General features: G+C 64.2%; 20 protein-coding genes. 13 read left to right on the forward strand and 7 right to left on the reverse strand.

Annotated features, from left to right (window positions below; genetic code table 11):
• From AC3WT6_RS07605 to AC3WT6_RS07665, 13 genes are all read left to right on the forward strand, one after another.
• Entirely contained in the window at nucleotides 1-519 is a 519-nt protein-coding gene (locus AC3WT6_RS07605; RefSeq protein WP_492652980.1) for a DUF411 domain-containing protein, read from the forward strand.
• Nucleotides 516-1793, forward strand: a complete 1278-nt coding sequence (locus AC3WT6_RS07610) for a type II restriction enzyme NmeDI-related protein (RefSeq protein ID WP_492652981.1) — start codon at nucleotides 516-518, stop codon at nucleotides 1791-1793. Before AC3WT6_RS07605 ends, AC3WT6_RS07610 begins: the two co-directional genes overlap by 4 nt.
• Before the next feature lie 40 nt (nucleotides 1794-1833).
• Nucleotides 1834-2226 carry a MerR family transcriptional regulator gene (locus AC3WT6_RS07615; protein WP_492652982.1) on the forward strand — a complete coding sequence of 131 codons (393 nt, stop codon included), beginning with the start codon at nucleotides 1834-1836 and terminating at the stop codon, nucleotides 2224-2226.
• Nucleotides 2227-2456: 230 nt separating this feature from the next.
• Nucleotides 2457-2798: a hypothetical protein gene (locus AC3WT6_RS07620; RefSeq protein WP_492652983.1), complete on the forward strand. Its 342-nt coding sequence runs from the start codon at nucleotides 2457-2459 to the stop codon at nucleotides 2796-2798.
• Between the two features lie 29 nt (nucleotides 2799-2827).
• Nucleotides 2828-3250 carry a hypothetical protein gene (locus AC3WT6_RS07625; RefSeq protein WP_492652984.1) on the forward strand — a complete coding sequence of 141 codons (423 nt, stop codon included), beginning with the start codon at nucleotides 2828-2830 and terminating at the stop codon, nucleotides 3248-3250.
• 84 nt (nucleotides 3251-3334) lie between these two features.
• The gene (locus AC3WT6_RS07630; protein ID WP_492652985.1) at nucleotides 3335-3610 is read left to right on the forward strand and encodes a DUF2933 domain-containing protein; all 276 of its coding nucleotides are present in this window, start codon (nucleotides 3335-3337) and stop codon (nucleotides 3608-3610) included.
• Complete coding sequence (locus AC3WT6_RS07635; protein ID WP_492653842.1) at nucleotides 3540-4067, forward strand: hypothetical protein; 528 nt, start codon at nucleotides 3540-3542, stop codon at nucleotides 4065-4067. The genes AC3WT6_RS07630 and AC3WT6_RS07635 overlap by 71 nt, the downstream gene beginning before the upstream one ends.
• 11 nt (nucleotides 4068-4078) lie before the next feature.
• The gene (locus AC3WT6_RS07640; protein WP_492652986.1) at nucleotides 4079-5782 is read left to right on the forward strand and encodes a copper resistance system multicopper oxidase; all 1704 of its coding nucleotides are present in this window, start codon (nucleotides 4079-4081) and stop codon (nucleotides 5780-5782) included.
• Complete coding sequence (locus tag AC3WT6_RS07645) at nucleotides 5779-6762, forward strand: copper resistance protein B (RefSeq protein WP_492652987.1); 984 nt, start codon at nucleotides 5779-5781, stop codon at nucleotides 6760-6762. Before AC3WT6_RS07640 ends, AC3WT6_RS07645 begins: the two co-directional genes overlap by 4 nt.
• The gene (locus AC3WT6_RS07650) at nucleotides 6753-7061 is read left to right on the forward strand and encodes a hypothetical protein (RefSeq protein WP_492652988.1); all 309 of its coding nucleotides are present in this window, start codon (nucleotides 6753-6755) and stop codon (nucleotides 7059-7061) included. The genes AC3WT6_RS07645 and AC3WT6_RS07650 overlap by 10 nt, the downstream gene beginning before the upstream one ends.
• A 128-nt stretch (nucleotides 7062-7189) precedes the next feature.
• The gene (locus AC3WT6_RS07655; protein WP_492652989.1) at nucleotides 7190-9049 is read left to right on the forward strand and encodes an FAD-binding oxidoreductase; all 1860 of its coding nucleotides are present in this window, start codon (nucleotides 7190-7192) and stop codon (nucleotides 9047-9049) included.
• A gap of 4 nt (nucleotides 9050-9053) precedes the next feature.
• Complete coding sequence (locus tag AC3WT6_RS07660) at nucleotides 9054-9749, forward strand: hypothetical protein (RefSeq protein ID WP_492652990.1); 696 nt, start codon at nucleotides 9054-9056, stop codon at nucleotides 9747-9749.
• Nucleotides 9746-10537 carry a cytochrome c3 family protein gene (locus AC3WT6_RS07665; protein WP_492652991.1) on the forward strand — a complete coding sequence of 264 codons (792 nt, stop codon included), beginning with the start codon at nucleotides 9746-9748 and terminating at the stop codon, nucleotides 10535-10537. The genes AC3WT6_RS07660 and AC3WT6_RS07665 overlap by 4 nt, the downstream gene beginning before the upstream one ends.
• 293 nt (nucleotides 10538-10830) lie before the next feature.
• Here the strand turns inward: AC3WT6_RS07665 and AC3WT6_RS07670 are convergent, their stop codons facing one another.
• From AC3WT6_RS07670 to AC3WT6_RS07700, 7 genes are all read right to left on the reverse strand, one after another.
• Entirely contained in the window at nucleotides 10831-11181 is a 351-nt protein-coding gene (locus AC3WT6_RS07670; protein WP_492652992.1) for a DsrE/DsrF/TusD sulfur relay family protein, read from the reverse strand.
• A 458-nt stretch (nucleotides 11182-11639) separates the two neighbouring features.
• Nucleotides 11640-12698 carry a DMT family transporter gene (locus tag AC3WT6_RS07675; RefSeq protein WP_492652993.1) on the reverse strand — a complete coding sequence of 353 codons (1059 nt, stop codon included), beginning with the start codon at nucleotides 12696-12698 and terminating at the stop codon, nucleotides 11640-11642.
• A gap of 15 nt (nucleotides 12699-12713) precedes the next feature.
• Nucleotides 12714-13700 carry a rhodanese-like domain-containing protein gene (locus AC3WT6_RS07680; RefSeq protein WP_492652994.1) on the reverse strand — a complete coding sequence of 329 codons (987 nt, stop codon included), beginning with the start codon at nucleotides 13698-13700 and terminating at the stop codon, nucleotides 12714-12716.
• Nucleotides 13701-13818: 118 nt separating this feature from the next.
• Nucleotides 13819-16935, reverse strand: coding sequence for an efflux RND transporter permease subunit (locus tag AC3WT6_RS07685; protein WP_492652995.1), 3117 nt, complete (start codon nucleotides 16933-16935; stop codon nucleotides 13819-13821).
• A 12-nt stretch (nucleotides 16936-16947) separates the two neighbouring features.
• On the reverse strand, nucleotides 16948-18174 hold the full coding sequence (locus tag AC3WT6_RS07690; protein WP_492652996.1) for an efflux RND transporter periplasmic adaptor subunit: 1227 nt from the start codon (nucleotides 18172-18174) through the stop codon (nucleotides 16948-16950).
• A 187-nt stretch (nucleotides 18175-18361) separates the two neighbouring features.
• Entirely contained in the window at nucleotides 18362-18910 is a 549-nt protein-coding gene (locus AC3WT6_RS07695; protein ID WP_492652997.1) for a hypothetical protein, read from the reverse strand.
• A complete protein-coding gene (locus tag AC3WT6_RS07700; protein ID WP_492652998.1) occupies nucleotides 18907-19383 on the reverse strand; it encodes a DUF411 domain-containing protein in 477 nt (158 codons plus the stop codon). The genes AC3WT6_RS07695 and AC3WT6_RS07700 overlap by 4 nt, the downstream gene beginning before the upstream one ends.
• Nucleotides 19384-19464 lie beyond the last annotated feature (81 nt).

A 19464-nucleotide genomic window follows, 5' to 3' on the forward strand; every position in this document is an offset into this window, starting at 1 on the left:
ATGAAAATATCGACATCGCCGCACCCGACACGCCGGCGGCTTTTCGGCATCGGCCTGGCCGCCGCGGCCATCGCGCTTGTCGCGCTGGGAACGGCCTCGTTCGGCTGGCGAGGCAAAGGCTCGGAACCCGGCACCGTCGTCGTCTATAAGAGCGCCACCTGCAACTGCTGCTCCAAGTGGGTAGAGCATCTGCGCCAGGCGGGGCTCAAGGTCGAGGTTCACAACGAGAACGCCATGAACCCGCTCAAAGCCAAGCTGGGCGTTCCGCCGGACCTTGCCTCCTGCCACACCGCTCTGGTGAACGGCTATGTCATCGAAGGCCATGTCCCGGCGTCAGACATCCAGCGCCTGCTCACCGAAAGGCCGCAGGCCAAGGGCCTGGCCGTCCCCGGCATGCCGATCGGCTCGCCCGGCATGGAGCAGGGCGACCGCATCGATCCTTATGAAGTGCTGCTGTTCAGCGATACGGGCAAGCCACAGGTATTTGCTGTGCATGGCCGAGCGGAAAGCGCTCCGTGACCGTTACCCTCGAAGATGCATCGCTACGTGCGCTGATTGAACGCTGGCGCACCGATGCCGGCAGCACCTACCGAAGCTGGTTCCTGTGGGAGGAGCGGCTCAAGAACTTCCGCTCGATTCGCCGCGGCCTCGAAGTCGTGGTCGCGGAAATCGAGGCGGGGCGCTTCGGCAACCTCTACAAGGGTTCTTCGCTGGAGACCGTCGTCGGTTCCATCGCCGAGCAGCGCCAGATCTTCAAAGGCGCGGACCACGCCTTCCTGTGGAAACCCAAGCTGCGCATTCCAGATATCTACGAGAACCGCGAGAACCAGCTTGCCTTCGCACGCTTCCTGCATCACTGCGCCTGCTGTTCCACCGACGACGCCATCGTGGAGGCGATCCATGCGCTGGATGCACGCACCATCAAGGGACTAGGGCCTGCGGCTGCGAACCTGCTGTACTTCCTGCATCCCACGCGCGTGCCGCCCTTCAACACCTCCATCGTCAAGGGCTACAACCTGCTGACCGGCGCATCGGTCAAGCTGGGCCGCTGGTCCGAGTACCTCGCGATGCGGCGCGGCATCTTGGGCATCAACGCACGCCTGCGAGATTTGCTATCCAACGATCTGGGTGCCATCGGCGGCCTGCTGTTCGACCTGGGCAGCGGCCGCTACCTGCTTCCGCCAGCAACCGACGACGCCTCCGCGTTCGCGCAATGGCGCGATGATCTTGCCCGTGTACGCGAGGAATCCACTGCTGCGGCCAAAGCGCAGGCGCAGGCACGCGAGGGCGACACGACGCACACCGAAGTGCAGGGCTGGCTGCGCGATCTCGGCCGAGCGCTCGGGTTTGGGGTCTGGATCGCCGCCAACGACCGCAGCCGCTCCTACGCCGGTGGGCATCTCTCGGACGGCTGCATGGAAACTCTGCCTACCTCGCTGGATGTAACCGAGACCGTGCGGCTGATCGACGTGCTGTGGCTGGACGCGGCCTCCGGTCGTGTAGCGGCGGCTTTCGAGGTTGAGCACAGCACGAGCATCTACTCGGGAATCGTGCGGATGCTCGATCTTGCGCTCGGCGCACCGGAACACGCGAACGCGCTCTACTTTCTCGTGGCTCCCGATGCGCGCGAGAACCAGGTGAGAGAGCAGCTGAGGCGGCCGGCTTTTTCAAGCATCGGCCGCTTGGCACCGCGCTATTTGGCGTATAGCGAGCTGCGTTCGCACCGCGAAGCGATCGCGCGCTTCGGGCAAGGATTGCGGCCTGTGGAATCACTCGCGCGAGCGCTTCTCTGATGCAGCCGGACCTTCACTCTCGCCACACTGGATCAGTCCCATGAACATCGGACGGGTTGCCAAGCTTGCCGACGTTGCCGCGGATACGATCCGGTTTTACGAGCGCATCGGCCTGCTGCCGAGGGCCGAGCGGAGTCTGTCCGGGTATCGGACCTATAGTCCGGCCGACGTGAGCCGGCTGCGGTTCATTCGGCGCGCCAGAACCTTGGGCTTCTCACTCGATGACATCAGTGCGCTGCTTCTGCTCGACGCGGGAGGAGGGGATCAAGTCACTCTCGAAGCCTCGATCAGCCGACTTCTCCGCGATATCGAACTGAAGCTTGGAGAGCTTGCGTGCCTACGCGATCTGCTGAACGCGCGCGCAAAGCACCCTCCCGGTCGGCCGTTCCCTGTCATTGAAGCGCTGCTCACATCCGAAGAACATGCTCCTTAAACACTGACGCTTCGCGTGCCAGGGTTGGAGTTTGCTCAAATGTCAGAGGTTTCCGTGTTGCGCAAGATAATTCACTCCGATTTCAATAAAACCCGACAACTACCCAGGGCCGGCCGGTTGACGCAGGTCAATGCATATCTACTTGTTATCCATGATTCTGATTTTGCAATTTCGACCGGATTGCGGGGGCCGGACTACTTCCGCGCAGTTCTCAATTTAGGAGTGATGTCATGAACAAGTTTTCTCTCAGTTTCGCCGCCGTGTGTTTGGCAATCGCTGGCCTGGCTTCCGCAGCCGAGGACAAGCACCCGATGCCGCAGACTCGCGGCATGCAGGGCATGGACCCGAAGTTCCACGATCCGGATAACAAGCCCACCAAGCCCACGATCACTTGCACGCCAAAACCCGGCACCGAAGCGATGACGCACGACGCCAAGGACCATCCGATGCCCGATACGCGCGGCATGAAGGGTATGGATCCGGCGCAGCACATGCAGGACTGCGAAAGCTCCGACAAAGCCCCGCCGGTCGAACTGCCCGCGCATCAGCACAAGACGCCGGGCCAGAACTGAAGCCGTCCGATTTTCCAGGAGACATTGCTATGGAAACCCCGTCAATGAAGTTCACTTTGTCTCCCATTGCCGGGGCGGTTCTCGCGCTCGCTCTCGGTCTTTCGGTGAGCACGGTCCATGCGCAGGCGACGCCGAAGGCAGCCGCACCAGCGGACGCTACTCCTCCCAGCAACGCGCAGCTTCAACAGGAACTTGAGGCACTGCGCGAGCAGGTTCGGCAACTGCAGCAGGCTCAGCACGGCGCCACCTCGGCGCAACGGCAGACACCTCCTGCGGCAGCGTCCGGTAAGGCCATGGGCAAGCAAGGCATGGGAATGAAGAAGGACAAGGGCATGCAGAAGGGCGGCATGGGAATGATGGACGACATGGACAAGGCGGACGATGCCATGGAGATGCCTCCTGCCGCCCCCGCTAAGCCAGACCCCATGTCCGGCGGCATGAGCGACATGTGAATCGACGTCCACACTCCGGAGTCGGTGTCCGGCGAAGGAGTGTGGAGCCGTTGTCCAGTTGTTTGAGAAGCCGGAGGGTTGCAGATGCAAAGCGCGCACGAACATCCACCGAGCGGCCATCGATCAAAACCAAGCAGACGCGCGCTAGCGTGGCTCGCAACTGCCGTGCTGCTCGCACTGGCGGCGGCTTGCTACTGGTACGCCACCGAACATCAAAGTCATATCGCCCAGGCTCTCACGTGGTTGCTGATCTTGGCCTGCCCGCTGATGCATCTGTTCGGGCACGGACATGGAGGACATCGTCACGGCAGTAGCGATGCGTCGGATTCTGTGGACCCCGCTCGCCGTAATTTGCCTTGATCGTCAACCCGGAGATCGAACCATGACCTGCCATCCGTCGTTCCCTTCGAGATCGGCGACGCTGATGATCGCTGTGTTAGCCGGTGCGCTCGCACTGGCCAGCTGCAACAGGAACGCTCCAAGTCAATACGCGACGACCACCGCCAGCAGCGTTACCGACACCAACGTGGCGGACAAAGTCCAGCAAGCCGCCTCGCCGGCCGATCATCAGAACCTGGCCACGTATTACGACGCACAGGCCCAAGCCGCCGAACGCGAAGCAGGCGCAGACCGCGAGTTGAGGGGGCGCTATGAGAACCGCTGGAAGCCCGGAGATCATCCAGTGGAACCGGGCGCGCTGGAACCCTACGACCATCTCATCGAGGGTCGGGAAGACGACGTCCGCGAGTATCGCGCGCTTGCCGAATGGCACCGCGAAATGGCGCGACACACCGAACCGTCGCCAACCGGCGAATGAGTGTGCCGCTCATGAAACTCTTGCAGGGAATGAACATGACCGGCCTTTCTGGGCGGTGTACCCGGCGGACCTTCATTCAAGGCGTGGCGGCCGCCACGGCACTCGGCGCCTGCGCGTCGTGGCCTGCGCCATTGCTGGCGGCGACTGGTTGCCCGCCGGAACTCTGCGGCACGGAATTCGATCTGGAGATCGCCGAACTGCCGGTGAACTACACCGGCCGCGCCAGCGTGGCCACGGCCGTAAACGGACAGGTTCCGGCGCCCCTGCTGCGAGTGCGCGAAGGTGACACTGTCACAATCCGCGTAACGAACCGCCTCAGCGAGCCGACCGCCATTCATTGGCATGGGCTGATCCTGCCGCCGGAGATGGACGGCGTTCCCGGTATCAGCTATCCCGGCATCGCGCCCGGCGAAACCTTCACCTATCGCTTCATCGTGCGCCAGACTGGCACCTATTGGTATCACGCGCATACGCTGCACGAGCAGACGGGCCTGTACGGCGCGATCATCGCCGAGCCGCGCACGCTGCCGCCGGCGCGGACGGAGCGTGATTACGCCGTTCTGCTCAGCGACTGGACCGACGAGAACCCGCTCCAGGTTTATCTGAACCTGAAGAAGATGGGCAGCTACTACAACCACGGGCTGCCCACCGTTGGCGACTTGTACGCGGACCTGTCACGCGTGGGGCTGTCCGGTGCGCTCACCCGGCGGCGGATGTGGAACCGCTCGCGCATGAACCCGACCGACTACAGCGACGTGTCGGGTGCGACCTACACCTACCTGATGAATGGCGTGACGTCGGCGAGCAACTGGACCGGCATCGCGCATGCCGGCGAGCGCGTGCGACTGCGCTTCATCGGCGCCGGCACTGCCACGTTCTTCGACGTGCGCATTCCCGGGCTCAAGCTCACTATCGTTTCCACCGACGGACAAGAGGTGGAGCCGGTCGATGTCGATGAACTCCGCATCGGCCCCGGCGAGACTTACGACGTGATCGTGCGGATGCCCGACGACCGTGCCTACACGATCTTCGCGCAGACCATGGACCGCACCGGCTTCGCGCGGGGCACGCTGGCGCCGCGCGCGGGCATGGAAGCTGCTGTACCAGGGCCCGACGCGCCCGCCTGGCTTACCGAGGCCGACATGATGGGCGCGATGGCCGGCATGATGGACATGCCGGGAATGGACATGGGTCCGCCGGCGCGACACGCCCGCACCGAATACGCCCCCGGCGTGGACATGCGCGTGGATTATCCACGCAGGAATCTCGACGATCCGGGCGTCAACCTGCGCGGCAACGGCCGACGCGTGCTGACTTACGCCGACCTGCGTACCGTCGGGGGTGCAGTCGATGCGCGAACGCCGGATCGAGAGATCGAGTTACACCTTACCGGCAATATGGAGCGCTTCGAGTGGTCGATTGACGGCTTGAAGCTCAACGACGCCAAACCGATACATTTCCGCGAAAGCGAGCGGCTGCGGATCATTCTGCACAACGACACGACGATGACGCATCCGATGCACCTGCACGGGATGTGGAGCGATCTGGAAGCGGAAGATGGAAGTTTCCAGGTGCGCAAGCACACGATCACGGTTCAACCGGCGCAGCGGGTGAGCTTTTCGGTGACCGCGGACGCGCGCGGGCGCTGGGCCTATCACTGCCATCTGCTGTACCACATGGCGGCCGGCATGTTCCGCGAAGTGGTGGTGGCGTGAGCGCGCCGGCTGCGGAAAAGCCGATTCCTGGCCGTCGCTTGGGACTTGCCCTGCTATTGGTGGCTGGCGTCGCATTCGCGGAGGAGAGCTCGACACAAGAACACTCCGGGCACGGCACGAACGCCACCCCGCCAGGCGATTCCCATACTGGGCATGTCACGCCGCTTCCAGAGCCCGCGTCTCCCGAAGAACATGCCGGGCACACCACCAGCTCGTCGAAGCCGGCCGCTGCTGGGGTGATGGAAATGCGCCCGATGCAAGACGGATCGGCACCGCCCGATGCACGCGATCCAGATGCGTTTTCCGACGGCTACGCCTATCTCGGCCTGGCAGGCTGGGAGGCGACCGATCAAGTCGTTTTTGGAAAGGTGCTCATCGACGAATTCGAGTTCCTGTCCGGCAACGAGAGCGACGGCTACGCCTGGAACGTGCAGGCGAACTACGGCGGCGATGCCGAAAAACTCTGGCTGCGCACGCAGGGGCTGAAGGTTCCCGGCGGATGGGACTCGACAACTAGCGGCGAACTGCTGTGGTGGCGTCCTTACACGGTGTTCTGGGGCACACAGCTTGGACTGCGCCAGGACTTCGGCACTGGTGCACACACCTATCTCGCTGTTGGCGTGGAGGGGTTGGCGCCGTATTGGTTCGAGATGGAGGCCACCGGCTACGTCGGTGACGACGGGCGGCTGTCGGCGCGGTTCAAGGCGGCCTACGACATCCGCTTCACCAATAGCCTGATCCTCGCGCCCGGCGTCGAGGCGAACCTCTACAGCAAGGCGGAAGACGAGCGCGGCCTAGGTGCCGGGCTTGGCAATCTCGAAGGCGGCCTGCGCCTGCGCTATGAGCTGCGTCGCAAGTTCGCCCCGTACCTCGGCTACGTATGGGAACGATCATTTTCTGGAACGGCGGATCGGCTCCGCGCGGGCGGCGAACCGGTAAGCGAGCATCGGTTGGTTGCCGGTGTCAGGGCGTGGTGGTAAAGCCGGCCGAGACCACGAAACCCCTCGCGCGCCGTAAGCGTGCGGAGCTGCTTTCTTCGCTCGGGGCAATGGTGCTCGGCGCTGGCTTGGCATTGCAGTTCGGTGGCAGCTTTGCCGCGCATGCCGAGGCGATCATCGGCGTAGGGCTGCTCGCGCATGCGATAGGCATGTTCCGAGTGCATCAGGCGGAGAGGGCCGCCAGCCAAGGCAGGATTGCTTGGGTTGAAGCCCTGTATTGGCTCTGCTGGATTCTTCTGGCCTACCTTGGCTTTGCCATTGTGGTTTCGATGTATGGGTAGCCCGCCCATGGCACCAGCAGTAGCCTTGGGTTTCCTGGTCGGCATGAGGCATGCGCTTGACCCCGACCACATTTCGGCGATCCGCTCCCTGGCGGCCCGCAACCCGGGCAACACCGATGAAAAGTGACATGACTTTCCGGGCCGCAGCACTGCTGGCAGTCATCACGATCTGCCTCGGTCTGACGTCGAGGGCTTTCGCGCAATCGCCCGAAGAACACGCGCAACACCATCCCGGCGCGCCCGCAGCCGAGCCCGCTCAGCAGCCCGCAGCCAACGCGACGGCCGCAACCGCGCAACCGCCCGCAGTCGACGCGACGGTCACACCTGCGATGCCGCCCTCCCCAGCGCCGATGGCGCCCGGTGCGGGAGCGATGGAATCCATGATGAAAGGCATGGGCGCCATGATGCAGAGCATGGGCGCACGGCCGGTAAAGGAACTCTATCCCGCGCTGATGGAGCTGCCTGACTTGCCGCTGGAGAAGCGCGCCGAGCTTGAGCGGCGTGCGCACCAGCGCATGGCGGAAGGGACGCGCCTCATGGGCAGCGCGCTGACCGAGCTGTCGAGCGCCGCCGGGCGTGACGACTACGCGGCCATGCAGGAGGCAACCCGGCGCCTGCGGCAAGCTCTCACCGAATTCGACAGCGGGCTGGCGGCCCACCGGGCGCTGGCCGAAGGCAAGGCACCGCGCAACGTCGCGCTGACCTGGTTCAAGCGCGAGATGAATCTGCTCGGCGCGCCACCGGCCGTAACGCCGCATGGAGTCTTCGGACTGTCGGCTTTCCACTATGTGACCATGGCGGTGATCGCGGCCTTCGCGGCTTTTCTAGCGGCGATGACCTGGGCGCGCCAGCGCCGCGCCGTGGCACTGGCTGCACAACTGACGGCGGCACCCGCCACCGTGCCCGCCGGCGCTCCCGCAGTGACGCGCCTGCCGGCGTCGAGCGTGGGCGGCTGGTCCGGTGCGCTGCGGGTGGTGCGCATCTTTCAGGAAACCGCGGACGTCAAGACTTTTCGCTTGGCGCCAGTGTCAGGCGAAGACCTGCCGTTTGGGTTCGAACCCGGCCAGTTTCTCACCGTGTCGGTGTTGCTAGATGGCAAGACCGTTCGGCGCTCGTACTCGATAGCATCTTCACCCTGCTGCCACGGCTTCTGCGACCTCACCGTCAAGCACGCGCGCGGCGGCGCCGTATCGGGGTATCTGCACGAACGCGTTCGTGTCGGCGATGTGCTGGACGCCAGTGGCGCTTTCGGCCGCTTCACCTTCCGCGGCCGCGAAGCACCGAGCGTGGTGATGATCGCCGGCGGCGTCGGCATCACGCCGATGATGAGTTCGGTCCGCTATCTCACCGACCAGAGTTGGAGCGGCGACATTTTCCTGATCTATGCCTGCTCGCGGCTTGATGCAGTAATCTTCCGCGAAGAACTGGAGCACCTAGCGCGGCGCCATCCGAACCTGCACCTGACGTTCGTGCTCAGCGATGAACCGGCTACGGACTGGGGTGGCGCGCGCGGCTTCGTGACCGCCGAGCTACTCAAGAACACCGTGCCGGAACTACCCACACGACGTGTCCATTTGTGCGGTCCGCCGCCGATGATGGAGGCGGTCAGGCGCGAGTTGGCGCTGGCCGGCCTGCCTGAGGCACAGCTCAAGACCGAGCTGTTCCTGAGCGCGGAGGTCAGGAAGGCCGTGGAAGCGCCACTGCGGGAAGCTGCGGCCCCCGTCACGGCAGCGACCTGCCGACTCGCGCGTTCCGGCAAGACTGTGGCGCTGGCACCGGACCAGACCGTGCTGGAAGCTGCGGAGGCGGCCGGCGTCGAACTCGACTACTCCTGCCGGCAGGGCTTCTGCGGCGTATGCAAAGCGCGGTTGCTGGAAGGTGCCGTGACGATGGCGGTCGAGGACGGTCTGGCACCGGCCGACAAGACTGCCGGCTACATCCTCACCTGCCAGGCCAAAGCGCAGGGCAGCGTTGTGGTGGACGCCTGAAGTCATGCGCAACGACGACCGCGTCATCGTGTCCGGGCTGGTGCTGCTGATGCTGGTGCTGTGGCTGGGCTTTGTGCTGCACCGCTCGCCGGACTTCGCCGGCAGCGCCTGGGGCGGCGTATTCGCGGTCTCGGGCGCGATGCTGATGCTGGTTCCGCTGGCCTACGCGCTGGTCAAGCGCATTGGTCCGCTGCGCAGAACCGTAACTGCGCACCTGAGCATGGGCCGGTTTCTGCAGGTGCATATCTATGGCGGGCTGGTCGGTGCGATTCTGGTGATCGTCCACACGGGACACAAATTTCAGAGCACCCTGGGCATCGCACTGACTACGATGACGCTGCTGGTGGTGCTCAGCGGCTTCGTCGGCCGCTATCTGCTGGGTTTCATCGCCGAGGATGCGCGCGACCGCCGCAACCGGCTTGAAGTTCTACGCGCCGAATATCGGCGGGTGGCCGCCGAATTGGAGCAGACGCCAGCGATGGCACCGCAAGTCGCAGCCTTGCCGGCCGCCGGGGCACAGGCTCTGCCGCTAGTGGAGTCGATCGCCGACCTCGAATACGGCCTGAGTGCCGAGGAGAGGCTGCGGCGCTTCTTCGCACTGTGGCTGCGCTTTCATCTTCTGATTTCCTCGATCCTGTACGGGCTGTTGGGTCTGCACGTCTGGGCCGCGATCGAGTTCGGCCTGAGATGGTTCGCATGAACCGGAAATGGTTTCGATGGGGCCCGTGGCTCGCGCTCGTTGCCGTCGCGTTCGGATTCGTCTGGGCCGCCTATCCGCAGCTGCAGGACGCTGGCTGGTGGCGTCAGCAGACCAGCCCCGGCCCGCTCGCGCCGGCACATGCTTTTCTGGAATCGCAGTGCTCCGCGTGCCATGCCACGCTGCACAGCGTGCCAGCGGCGCAGTGCATTGTCTGCCACGCCAGCGAAACCTCGCTGCTGCAACGCCAAGCCACCGCCTTCCACGCCAGTGTCGGCACCTGTGTGGGCTGTCATCGCGAGCACGAAGGCTCCGCAGGCCTGAGTGGGCGTATGGACCACGCGGCGCTGGCGCGCATCGGTCTCAAGGAACTTGCGGCCGGGGCGGACGACAGCGATGCGAAGCAGCGCCACCGCGCACTACTGGCCTGGATCGGCACGCGGCCGGACGGCCCGTCCGCCAATCCCCATTTGAGCGCGGCGGAATCCGCATTGGAATGTGCGACCTGTCATGCGACCAAGGATCGCCACCAGGGCCAGTTCGGAACGGACTGCGCGCAGTGTCACGCGGTCACGCAGTGGACGCTGCCGGAGTTCCGCCATCCACCGCCGAGTTCGCAGGACTGCGCGCAATGTCATCAGGCGCCGCCCAGTCATTACATGGAACACTTCCGCATGGTGTCGATGAAAGTGGCAGGGCAGAAGAACGCGGAAGTGCGACAGTGCTATTTGTGCCATCAGACTACTTCCTGGAACGACATCCGCAGTGTCGGGTTGTACGACCACCACTGAGCACGCGACGAAGGACCGTACTACTGCGCCATGGGAAGCGGTTGGGGTTGCGTTCGAGGCCCTGGGGCTACTCACTGTCATGCTCGGCACCATGACGGCGGCCCCTTCAGACCTCGCCGGCACATCAGCAGACACGCTGCAGGAATCACAAGTATCGACAGCATAGGCGCTGTAATCATGCCGTCCACCATCGGCGCGGCGATGCGCTTCGAAACCTTACCGGCGTGGCCGAAGAATTTGGACAGCGAGGCATCTTTCGCGGCCAGTTGCTTGAAATAACATCTTTGTGGCTCCTAGAAAACCAGTACGTTGTCGGCCTCGATTGTCCATTCTGCGAGCTGCGCCAGGGTCGAGCGCATGGCCCTGGGTATCAGCTCCTGTTCGGTCAGGCCGCGCGCGTCCATACAGGTTCCGCATAGGGCGACTTCGCCCTTGTGGGCAATCTTCCCGAGCATCAATTGGACGTTATAGAACCCCACGGGAACCTTCTGCCCGGCCTTCGCGCAGCTCACGGCATCCGCCATCAGAAAGACCCGCACCTGCTGCCCGTCCTTTGCCGACAGTGCCCCGGCCAGACGCAGTGCGTTGTAGGCACGCTCATTGCCGTAAGGCGCGTCATTGATGATGAGAAGTATGGCGCTCATTTCCTATCTCCCGACTTTCACGTTGCCTGAAGCAGACCTGCGACGAACTCATCTATCGCGTTATCGATATATAGCCGGGTCGCATCGCTTCTGCTCGTATTCATTTCGAGAAATCTCTTCACGGGCATGGCGTTCCTTCGGCCAGCCCGCTCTCATCCACCAGCTCCATCTTCTATGCAATTTACGTTTCAAAGGGAAATCACGCAGCGCGCCGCGAGCGGTGCAATAGATTCCTCCGCGAACAGACAAAAATGCGGTGGCAGCGGGCGACGATCTCTTGGCCCTTGGGCAGCTCGGAGAGACGCTGCTTGAGTTCAGTGAGCGGAATCGAGCGAGCCTGCTGCAGGTGCGTAGGCTCGCACTTCTCAGTTGGCCGCTGACGCGCCGATTCTTGACGATAGGTACAAGGAGCTTGTGGGATTCCGACACTAGCGCTACGTCCGCATCCACTTGCCGAATCAATGGCGGTGCTGGTGGTGGGCGTCCGGGAAGTGCACATGCGAGTGCGTCAGGGGCTCGTGCCGATGTCGGTGGCTGTGCTTTTCAGCGGGCTCCAACCACTCATCGTGGGAATGCTGATGGTGCTCATCGTGACAGTGTTCGTGCTCGTGCTCGTGCTCCTGTGCCTCGTGCTGGTGCAGGTGCTCATGCCGCTCATTCAAATGCAGGGCGATTCCGAGAGCCATCAGCATCGCCGCCACCAGGAAGGTCGTCGTCAGTGGCTCGCCGAGTACCAATGCCAGCGCTGCGCCGAAGAACGGAGCCACCGAAAAGTAGGCGCCAGTGCGCGCCGTGCCGAGATGGCGGAGCGCCACCACAAAAAGCGCTAGGCTGACCCCGTAAGCCAGGAAGCCCAAGCTCATCGCACCCGCCACCGAGCCGAGGTCAGGCCAATGCGCGCCTAGCAGAGCCGCCAGCAGCAGATTCATCGAACCGGCCGCCAGTCCCTTGACGGAAGCGATCCAGGCGGCGTCGTTGAGGGACACCTTTCGGGTGAGGTTGTTGTCGATTCCCCAGCAAAGGCAGGCACCCAAGACCGCCAAAGCCGGCCAGCCACCACCACCGAAGCGAGCTTCGCCTGGCCAGCTCAGCACGGCAGCGCCGGCCAGGATCACTAACATGCCGAGAGCGATCTGGCGATCAAAGTTTTCCTTGAACGCGAACCATGCCAGCAGAGCCGTGAAAACGCCCTCGGCATTGAGCAGTAGTGAAGCGCCGGAGGCCGGGAGTCCGCCGAGGCCCAGCATCAGCAACGCCGGCGCTAGAACACCGCCAGACAATATCGCCCCGACGAGCCACGGCAATTCGGCACGCGGCAGACGCACCGGTTCGGCTCGGATGAACAGTCGATACAGAGTCAATCCCACACCCGAACCCAGGTACAGCAAACCCGCGAGCAGCCAAGGACTGAGGTTCCGCAAAAGCAGCTTGGCCAGCGGCGTGCCGGCACCGAAGAGCAGCGCAGCAAGCAATGCCGCCGCCACTCCCGACTGTCGCACCCCCTCTTTCCAGATCACTTTAGCTATCCGGGATCAGTTCGAGTCGAATCCATGAACGCCACCTTTCAGCGCAGCAGCATTCTCGAAACCCATCGCGCGCAGTTTCTCGGCGGCACCACAGGAGCGTGAGCCGCCGTGATTGCAGACGGTGACGATGGTCGTGTCCTTGGGCAGCTTGCTCGCCAGCTCGCTCAACTGATCGGCAGGAAGGTGAATCGCGCCGGGAACGGTCCCGGCCCCGAACTCGGCGGCAGAGCGGACATCCACAATGACAACCGACGGGTCGCTCGCAGAAAGATTGCGAAGTTTCTGCACGTCAACCATCGGCGGTGAGGGTTTCGATTCGACGGCACCAGTCATGTGAATGTCCTTAGTCGGGAGGGGATTGTTGAACGCGGTACGGCAGTAGCAGTAGACAAACCGCTGATCTGTTCCGAAGGGCGTGCGATGCACCTCTTTGCGATGTCCGATCAAGTTGAAAGCGGGGCCGAACTCTCCGTGCAACTGTTCCGCGCTGTAGCGCATCACTGGCAGCCCGCTGCACTGGACGGGGCCGTCCTCGGCGAAGGTGGCGACGATGACGTGGCCACCCGGCTTCACTGCCCGCGAGACCAGCCGCACATAGGCGGCGCGATCCTCCGGTCTGGTCAGAAAATGGAACACCGCGCGGTCATGCCAGACGTCATAGCTCTGGGCCGGGAGATCGGCCTGGGTGATGTCAGCCTCGATCCAGCGCACCATCTGCGCCCGCTCCGGTCCGAGACGATCCTGCGCCGCACGGAGGGCAGCGGCGGAAAGATCCAGAACCGAGAGGTTCACGAAGCCCGCCGCCAGCAGATCGTCCACCAGCACCGACGCGCCGCCGCCGACATCAATGACGGCGGCGTCCAGAGACACTCCGGTCTCGCGGATGAGCTGCAACGAGACCACGGCGCGCTCCTGGAACCAGCTCACCGCATTGGTCGCCTTGCTTGAGTACACACTCTGCCAGTGCTCTTTGGTTTGCACGTTCGTTTCCATCAATCAGGCCATCGATCACGGGGTTGATGCAAAGCAGTGACGAGGGCGTGCGGGTCACCACTGTCCCTCTTGAAAGATTGCCCGGACGTCATGGAGCCAACCGCTGCTTGCGCCTCAATCACGATAGCGCATTCTCCTTGCGGTGCGCCAAGCGGAATAGCCCCGGCAGCACCAGCAGCGTGAGCAAGGTGGACGACAGGATGCCGCCGATCACCACCGTCGCGAGCGGCCTTTGCACTTCGCTGCCGATGCCGGTGTTGAAGGCCATCGGCACGAAGCCCAAGCCCGCGACGAGGGCGGTCATCAGCACGGGCCTGAGGCGCGTCATCGCGCCTTCGATGATGGCCTCGTCCAGACCCATGCCGTGCTGGCGCAGGTCCCGGATGAAGCTGACCATCACCAGACCATTGAGCACGGCAATACCGGAGAGTGCGATGAAGCCGACACCCGCCGAGATGGAGAGCGGAATGTCGCGCAGCCACAATGCAAACACCCCGCCGGTGAGCGCCAGCGGCACGCCGCTGAAGATCACGGCGGCGTCCCGTGCCGACCCCAGCGCCATGTAGAGCAGGCCCGCAATCAGCAGCAGCGTCACCGGCACCACGATGGCGAGACGCTTGGTGGCCGACTGCAATTGCTCGAAAGTGCCGCCGTAGTCCAGCCAGTAGCCGGGTGGCAGTTCGACGTTTTCGGCCATCGCCGTCTGCACGTCCTTGACGAAGCTGCCGAGGTCGCGCCCGCGCACATTGGCCGTCACCACCACCCGGCGCTTGCCGTTCTCGCGGTTGACCTGGTTGAGGCCCGTCACCAGTTCGGTTTCGACCACCTCGCCCAGCGGCACATAGCCGCCTTGCGGCAATGGCACCGGCAGATTGCTCAAAGCCTCCGGCTTGCCGCGCAGGCGTTCCGGCAGGCGCACGATGATCTCGCTGCGACGGTCGCCCTCATAAAGCTGTCCGGCGACTTCACCGCCGAGTGCGGTCGCCACCAGATCCTGCACGTCCGCGACGTTCAGGCCCAGCCGCGCCAGGGTTTCGCGCTTGGGTTTGATAGTGAACACCGGCAGGCCGGTGGCCTGCTCGACCGCCACGTCCGCCGCGCCCGGCACGCTGCCCAGAACCTTGCCGATCTGCGCACCGAGCGCCACCAGCGTGTCGTGGTCATCGCCGAAGACCTTAACTGCCAGCTCGGCGCGCACACCGGCGATCAGCTCGTTGAAGCGCATCTGGATCGGTTGCAGGAACTCGTAGCGGTTGCCGGGAATGGGCGTGACCGCCGCTTCCAGATCGGCCACCACCTGGGTCTTCGACTTGCGCGGATCGGGCCACTGCTCGCGCGGCTTGAGGATGATGAAGTTGTCGGCCACGCTCGGCGGTGCCGCTTCGGTCGCCACTTCCGCCGTGCCGATCTTGGCGAACACGCGCTCGACTTCGGGCACCTGCTTGATCGCCGCTTCGAGCTGCTTCTGCTGCGAAATGGCCTGCCCCAGAGAGGTGCCGGGGATGCGCAGCGCGTGCATGGCGATGTCGCCCTCATCCAGATTCGGCAGGAACTCGCTGCCCATGCGCGTCACCAGCATGCCCGACACCACGACCAGCGCCGCCGCACCCGCGAGCAAAGCCCAGCGCAGCCGGAGTGCCGCCGCCAGCACCGGACGATAGACGCGGCTCGCACCGCGCATCACCAGATTGTCCTTATCGGCCACCGGCTTGCGGAACAGCAGCGCCACGCCAGCAGGGACAAAAGTGAGGGACAGCAGCATCGCGCTGACCAGCGCCAGCACCACGGTGAACGCCATCGGGTGGAACATCTTCCCCTCGACACCGGTGAGGCTGAAGATGGGCAGATACACCGCCGTGATGATGAACACGCCGAACAGCGCCGGGCGAATTACTTCCTGCGTCGCCTCGAACACCAGTTGCAGGCGTTCCTTGAGCGGCATCAAGGTTCCGCGCTCGCGGGCCTCGTGGGAAAGCCTGCGCAGGCAGTTCTCGACGATGATGACCGCGCCATCCACGATCAGGCCGAAGTCGAGCGCGCCGAGACTCATCAGGTTGGCGCTGACCTTGTTGGCCACCATGCCGGTGATGGTCATCAGCATGGCCAGCGGGATCACGGCGGCGGTGAGTAGCGCGGCACGCACATTTCCGAGCAGCAGCAGGAGCACCACCACCACCAATAGCGCGCCTTCGAGCAGGTTCTTCTGCACGGTGGCGAGCGTCTTATTGACCAGCACCGTCCGGTTGTAGGCAGCGGTGACAACCACGCCTTCCGGCAGGCTGGGCTTGATCGCTTCCAGCTTGTCGGCCACACCTTGCGCAACAGTGCGGCTGTTGGCGCCGATCAGCATGAACACCGTGCTCATCACCACCTCGCGGCCATTCTGGGTGGCGGCGCCGCTGCGCAACTCCTGCCCCAGCGAGACCGAAGCGACATCGCGCACCCGCAGCGGCACGCCGTCGAGCGATTTCACCACCACGTTGCCGAGATCATCCATACCCTCGGCCTGCCCCGGAATGCGCATGAGCCATTGCGCGCCGTTGCGTTCGATGAAGCCCGCGCCGCGATTGCCGTTGTTGGCTTTCAGCGCCGCCAGCACGTCCTCCACGCTCAGGCCATAGGCCAGCAGCCGGGCGGGATCGGGCGCGACCAGAATCTCTTTCTTGTAGCCGCCAATCGGATTGACCTCGACCACACCCGGCACGCGCAGCAGTTGCGGGCGGATGATCCAGTCATGCACCGAGCGCAGGTCGGTCGGGGTCATCGCCGAACCATCCGGGTTCTTCGCGCCGGGTTCGGCGTCCACGGTGAACATGAAGATTTCACCCAAGCCCGTGGCAATCGGCCCCATCGTCGGCTCCAGTCCTTGCGGCAACTGTGCGCGCGCGGCATTCATGCGCTCGGCGACCTGCTGGCGCGCGAAGTAGATGTCGGTGCCGTCCTCGAACACCACCGTCACCTGCGCCAAACCGTAGCGCGCCAGCGAGCGCGTGTAGGACAGACGCGGCAGGCCCGACATCGCGGTCTCCATCGGAAAGCTCACGCGCTGCTCGGCTTCCAGCGGGGTATAGCCGGGTGCGGGCACGTTGACGATCACCTGCACATTGGTGATGTCGGGCACCGCGTCAATCGGCAGGCGCGTGTAGTTCCAGGCACCCAGGGCGGCGAGCGCCAGGGCGAAGACCATCACCAGCCCTCGGCGGGCAATGGCGAGTTGCAGCAGTTTTTCGATCATGGTGGCGTCGCCTTAGTGGTCGTGGGACGCGCCGGACTTGTCGATGTCGGCCTTGATCAGATAGCTGTTCTCGGTGACGTAGCGATCACCCGGCTCCAGCCCGCCCAGCACCTCCACGCTCTCGCCCTGCGGCGTGCCCAGTTCCAGCATCCGTACCTCGTAGGTCTCACCCACCTGCACATACACCACGGTGAAATCGCGGAAGCCCTGCAGGCCCGCTGTTTTCACCGCCAGCGGCACCTGATGCTCCGCCACTGCCACTTCGCCGGTGACGAAACTGCCGGGCACCAAGCTGCCGTCGTGCTGCTCGATGGTCACCCGCGCCAGCACCGACTGATTGCTCGATGCCTTCACGTCCACGCGCGTTACCTTGCCGCTGACTTCCGCCTCGCCATCGGCGAGCCGCAGCTTCACCGCCGCACCCGGCTGCACGCGCGCACGGTCCTTGGGGAACACCGAAAGCTCGGCAATCACCGCACGGGTGTCGGTGACGGTGAACAGCACTCGGTTGCCGGATTCCTCGCCCGGATTCGCATCGCGCTGGGTCACGATGCCCGCGAGCGGTGCTTTCAGCGCATAGATTTGCAGGCTGTCGTTGCTCTCGATGGTGGCGAGCGTCTCACCCGCGTTCACCGTATCGCCGAGCTTCTTGCCGACGGTGCGGATCAGGCCGGGGAAGCGCGCGCTCACCTCGCGCTGGCGCTCCGGGTTCGCCGCGATCTGGCCGTAGAGCGTGAGGGTTTCAGTCAGCCGGGCCGGGCCTGCCAGCTCGGTCTTGATACCGGCTTCCTCGGCAATCTTGGTGGCAATCGTCGTGCGGCCCTCGAAGCTGTCGTAGGCCCAGGCGTGGGTCTTGCCCGCGTGGATCGCCGTGACTTTCAGCGAGAAAGAATGCGGCTCTTTCAGCACGCCGTCGCCACGCAGGAAGTCGCTTTCCGGCTTGAACTGGAAGGTGTTGACCTTGTTGCCCAGGCGTGTGACCTCGACCGTCAGCGTCACTTCACCGAGCGGCAGCGGCTTGTCGTCCAGCGTCGGCCAGGCGCGGTATTCGGGCGGCACGTTGGTCTCGAAAACGGCCAGCTCGATGGCGAAGGAGCCATCGTTGAGCATCACCCCGCGATGCGGGCCCTTGACGGGTGCGGCGGCGGGCGCATCGTGACCGCCAGCGGCCTTGGGGGCTTCGGTGCCGCCACAGGCGGCGAGGCTCAGCAACAGGCACAGCGGGAGTAGCTTGTTCATGGTGGATCTCATTCGGTGGGGATCGTGCCGGGGCACTGCGCCGGTCAGATGGGCTATTTCAGTGGCGCAGCCAAGCGCACAGGCGGTGATCCCGCGCGCGGTAAAGAAACGACATACTGAATCTCCGTAAGACGGCCCTGTGTGCGCATGCGCACGGGGGCAGACCCGGCAGCGCCGGGAGGTCAGCTCAAACGACGGAGAACGAAGGCGGCCCGCGTAGTGGCGGGCGCAGAGACCAATCGGCTGGTTTGGGATCGGGTGGATCGGGGATGACCCTGACCACCAGCGTCTGGGTTCGAGCCAGAGCCAGGACGGCGCAGCACAGCAGCAGCAACAAGGGAAAATCCAGGGCTGCTTTTCCGGGCGACAGCTGCAAGGCCTGGAACTCGATATTTTCGTGCCCGTCCTCGTGAATCAGCGCGAACGAGTGAGCATCGGAATGCCCGCTCTCACTGTGCTCGGCGGTGCCGTGATCGAGTGCGCTCGCAGAGGAAAAATCCCCATCGTGGCCGTGACCAGCCGTATGGGCGGAGTCCACCGCGCTCCCCGCGTGCAAGCTCTGCTTGTGCCCGGCGCCACCTACATGCCGGTGAGCGTGCGCACCCGTCAACCATGCAGCCAGCAAGGCGACACAGATCAGCAGGGCGACAGTGGGAGCTGTCTGGCGGGCGCGATTCAACATGCCGAACAGTTTATCAGCCGATACCGCACCGTCGCGCCGAGGCTTCGCATTCACGGCCAGGGGGTTTCCGCGCCGCTTTGAGTGACCAGCACCATCTCTGGCCTTGCGGCCTCGCTGGCGGGCGTGTCACCGGGGCGGGCGTCCTTGATCTTCAAGCCGATGCCGCCTGGATGCTCGCGCGCAATCCGTCGCAGGTTCTCCGCAGTGAAATGGCCGTCGATGAAATAGCCCATGTAGCTGGCAGGATGACAGCCCCTCGCGGTGTTGGGGACATGCCAGTTGCGCCGCATGGTGCTGAGATCATCGATCTCCACGTCGCGCACCGTGAAGCCCTCGGCACGCAGGGATTTCATCCAGTTGGAGACACAGCGGCATTCATGCGTCCAGGCGACCTCTACCAGCTGCTCCGGCGGCACCGGGAACAGGAGGTGCCAGTTGAGGATGACCGCCGCCAACGCGCCGAAGGGCAGCGCAATGACCAGCGCCGCCTTGAACTCTTTCGGCACCGCGTTCGGCAGGTCGGGCATCGGCTTTTCCGGCGCGCGACGCGATTTCGATTTGCTGGCCATTTCCGCTCAGCCCAGAGCATCCTGCGGGGTGATTGCGTC

It is taken from the genome of Stagnimonas sp. FW305-C-60, from assembly GCF_058782965.1.

Coding starts and splice junctions, on each gene's coding strand:
- AC3WT6_RS07635 (WP_492653842.1), top strand. CDS start 3,540: ATGGAGGACATCGTCACGGCAGTAGCGATGCGTCGGATTCTGTGGACC.
- AC3WT6_RS07640 (WP_492652986.1), top strand. CDS start 4,079: ATGAAACTCTTGCAGGGAATGAACATGACCGGCCTTTCTGGGCGGTGT.
- AC3WT6_RS07685 (WP_492652995.1), bottom strand. CDS start 16,935: ATGATCGAAAAACTGCTGCAACTCGCCATTGCCCGCCGAGGGCTGGTG.
- AC3WT6_RS07630 (WP_492652985.1), top strand. CDS start 3,335: ATGCAAAGCGCGCACGAACATCCACCGAGCGGCCATCGATCAAAACCA.
- AC3WT6_RS07670 (WP_492652992.1), bottom strand. CDS start 11,181: ATGAGCGCCATACTTCTCATCATCAATGACGCGCCTTACGGCAATGAG.
- AC3WT6_RS07660 (WP_492652990.1), top strand. CDS start 9,054: ATGCGCAACGACGACCGCGTCATCGTGTCCGGGCTGGTGCTGCTGATG.
- AC3WT6_RS07655 (WP_492652989.1), top strand. CDS start 7,190: ATGACTTTCCGGGCCGCAGCACTGCTGGCAGTCATCACGATCTGCCTC.
- AC3WT6_RS07665 (WP_492652991.1), top strand. CDS start 9,746: ATGAACCGGAAATGGTTTCGATGGGGCCCGTGGCTCGCGCTCGTTGCC.
- AC3WT6_RS07625 (WP_492652984.1), top strand. CDS start 2,828: ATGGAAACCCCGTCAATGAAGTTCACTTTGTCTCCCATTGCCGGGGCG.
- AC3WT6_RS07690 (WP_492652996.1), bottom strand. CDS start 18,174: ATGAACAAGCTACTCCCGCTGTGCCTGTTGCTGAGCCTCGCCGCCTGT.
- AC3WT6_RS07700 (WP_492652998.1), bottom strand. CDS start 19,383: ATGCCCGACCTGCCGAACGCGGTGCCGAAAGAGTTCAAGGCGGCGCTG.
- AC3WT6_RS07620 (WP_492652983.1), top strand. CDS start 2,457: ATGAACAAGTTTTCTCTCAGTTTCGCCGCCGTGTGTTTGGCAATCGCT.
- AC3WT6_RS07615 (WP_492652982.1), top strand. CDS start 1,834: ATGAACATCGGACGGGTTGCCAAGCTTGCCGACGTTGCCGCGGATACG.
- AC3WT6_RS07605 (WP_492652980.1), top strand. CDS start 1: ATGAAAATATCGACATCGCCGCACCCGACACGCCGGCGGCTTTTCGGC.
- AC3WT6_RS07680 (WP_492652994.1), bottom strand. CDS start 13,700: ATGGAAACGAACGTGCAAACCAAAGAGCACTGGCAGAGTGTGTACTCA.